Raw genomic sequence first — 3,476 nt, 5'->3', positions numbered from 1 at the left:
TCAACGGCACTGCCATCTTCTTTGACGATCTTAACTTTGAAGCTTGGAGCACTCCATTGACCTTCCTTATATTCAGCGCCACCACCTAAATAAGTTGCAACTGTCTTATTCGTATCAAAAAGCTGAGAACCATTGACCGCTTCACTTGAGCTTGCAGAAATCTCTCCATTGGAAAGAAACTTAATTTTACTGTTGCCTTTCTCATCACCCTCTCCATGCGTTGCTACAAACGCCTTTTCAGAATCACTCCACAACAACGCATTCTGCTTAATATTTTCAGTAACCTCCGTGTTGTTTTGAGTAAACTCTTTTTGAAGATTCTCAAAAGATGTTCCTACACCAGCAAATGCTTCCGATACAGTATCATACTTCTTCTCTTCAACTTTAGTACCATCCTCATTAACGATCTTAACTTTGAAACTTGGAGCCGTCCAAGCGCCACCTGCATAACTAGCATCACCACCTAAAGACTTTGCAACACTGTTACCTAGAGAATATAGCTGATTTCCTGCTACAGCATCGCTTGAGCTAGCAGTAATATCACCATTTGCAAGTGATGTGATTTTGCTGTTCATCTTCTCACTATCTTTTTCTCCATGCAAGGCGACAAAAGCACCTTCAGCCTTGCTCCATGATAAAGAATCTTGTGCAACTCCTTCTGAAACTTCCTTAATACGAGCGTTGATAGTGCTCATGCTGTCATTAATGTCATTAAACGCACCTGCAACATTATTACTGCTCTTCTTATCTCCTTTCGTACCATCATTGCTGAAAGTCTGAATTTGGAAATCCGGATCTTGCCATTCGCCTTTCTCATTATAACCAGCACCTCCACCAAAATAGCCAGCAAACTTTTTTTGCAGATCATAAATCTGTCCACCCGTAATCGCATCACTCGAGCCTGATACTATAGAGCCAGCTGCAAGTGATGTGAGCTTGCTGTTCTCTTTATTGTCCCCATGCGTCGCTACAAACGCTTCTGCGTCCTTATCCCACAACAGCGCATCGCCTTGAACTTCCTGAGTAATATTCGTGATATTTTCAGTAAGTTCATTAAACTTATTCGTTAGGTTGTTATTCACATTCTTGAAATTCGTATCAATACCTTCAATGGCTAAACCAACATCACCATAAGATTTTTCTACTACCTCGCCTTTTGCATCAACACTGGATAATTTATAGGTTGGACCCGTGAAAGTACCATCTTTAAAGCTTGTACCTCCACCTAAGTATTTCGCAATATCCTGAGAAACCTTAGAAACCTGACCGCCATTAACCGCATCATGCGAATTCTCACTAATCTGACCTTCGGCAACATTATGCAAACCAACAGTTGCAGAACCCTTACCTTTACCCAAAGTCACACTCGCATAATTAGTGCTGCTATTATCATCACCTTGTTTATCATAGTGAACAACAGCCGATTCATCAGACTGAAGACTGGTAGAAAGATCCTTTAAACTTTCATCAAGCTGACCCTTGTTAACCGCTTCATTATCCCTTGTCGCTGTCTTAACACCTGAAAGTATTCTATCTTGGCTTTCCTTATCCGCAATACTGATGCTCGCACCTTCTTTTTCACCACCAAGCTTGATTACATTTGTCGTATCATCAAACTTAACAAGACTATCTCCTACAACTTTATTAATCTCATTCTTAAGCTCTTTGTGAATATTCGTGAATGAAGCGCCTACACCAGCAAATGCTTTAGCAACATCATCATAACTTTGCTCTTCAACAGCACTGCCATCTTCTTTGACGATCTTAACTTTGAAGCTTGGAGCATTCCATTGACCTTCTTTATATTCAGCGCCACCGCCAAAGGATTTAGCTATATTCGTAGCTGTTGTTTCAAGATTGTTAGATACACTGCTTACATTTTGATTAGTCGCAAAAAGCTGAGAACCATTGACCGCTTCACTTGAGCTTGCAGAAACCTCTCCATTGGAAAGAAACTTAATTTTACTGTTGCCTTTCTCATCACCCTCTCCATGCGTTGCTACAAACGCCTTTTCAGAATCACTCCACAACAACGCATTCTGCTTAATATTTTCAGTAACCTCCGTGTTGTTTTGAGTAAACTCTTTTTGAAGATTCTCAAAAGATGTTCCTACACCAGCAAATGCTTCCGATACAGTATCATACTTCTTCTCTTCAACTTTAGTACCATCCTCATTAACGATCTTAACTTTGAAACTTGGAGCCGTCCAAGCGCCACCTGCATAACTAGCATCACCACCTAAAGACTTTGCAACACTGTTACCTAGAGCATATAGCTGATTTCCTGTTACAGCATCGCTTGAGTCTTTAGTGATATCCCCATTTGCAAGCGACGTTATCTTGCTGTTCGTCTTGCTTTCCTTCTCTCCATGCTTGGCTACAAACGCCTCTGCGTCCTTATTCCACAACAGCGCATCGCCTTGGACAGATTCTGTGATATTCGTGACTTTGTCATTAAAGTCTTTAACCACATTCGTGAAAGAATTACCAACACCTGAAAGAGCTTCTGAAACACTATCGTACTCAGCTTCTTCTGATGTGCCATCTTCTTTAAGGTGTGTAACTTTAAATCTAGGCAACAACCATTGATCTTTCTCATACTTAGCATCACCGTTTAAGTACGATGCAAGATCTTTTCCTAAGGAATAAAGTTGGGAGCCATTTACTGCATCTGTAGATTCTTTCGTAATATCTCCTGCCGCAAGGAACTTAATCTTGCTATTTGTCTTTGCACCGTCTTTTCCTCCATGCAAGGCTACAAAGGATTTTTCACCCTCGCTCCATGATAAAGAATCTTGTGCAACTCCTTCTGAGACTTCCTTAATACGCTGATTCACATTTTTGATATTTGCATCAAGTCCCTCAAATGCTAAACCAACATTGGTAAAGGCTTTTTGTGTTACCTCGCCATCTTCAGAAACGCGAGATAAGTTGTAAGTAGGGTTGGTAAAGCTACCGTCTTTAAATGCCGCATCGCCGCCAAGGAATTTAGCTACATTCTGAGAAATCGTGTTGATCTGACTACCATTAATCGCATCATGTGAATTTTCAGCAATGGTACCATCCGCTACATTATGAAGTGCAACTGGTCCTGCATCCTTACCTTTACCTAAAGTCACACTCATGTAATCAATGCCGCCATTCTCACCCTCTTTTTTATCGTAATGAACAACAGCCGAGTCATCAGACTGAAGGCTGGTAGAAAGATCTTTCAGACTTGCATCAAGCTGACCCTTGTTAACCGCTTCATTATTCTTCGTTGCTGCCTTAACACCTGAAAGTGTCCGCTCTTTGCCCTTGTCATCCAGAAGACTTATTTCAGTGCCTTCTACTTCTTTACCAATAGTGATAATTTTCGTCTTCTCATCCTGCTTGACAAGGCTATCACTGACTACATTGGTCACATCATGATGAACATTCGTGACAGAACTACTAATATCAGAAAGTGCTTCCGCTACACTCTTATAGCTTTCCTC

Annotated in this window: 1 pseudogene; it reads right to left on the bottom strand. The window is 41.0% G+C overall.

The window, feature by feature from the left end:
* Positions 1-3,476 (bottom strand): annotated as a pseudogene (locus ACFIM8_RS08875) (hypothetical protein); the annotation flags it as partial.

This window comes from Bartonella sp. AC535YNZD, assembly GCF_042196625.1.
In the GTDB taxonomy this organism is placed as follows: Bacteria; Pseudomonadota; Alphaproteobacteria; order Rhizobiales; family Rhizobiaceae; genus Bartonella.
The sequence above is the reverse complement of the archived record's forward strand: the minus strand, read 5'-3'. Positions and strand labels throughout refer to the sequence as shown.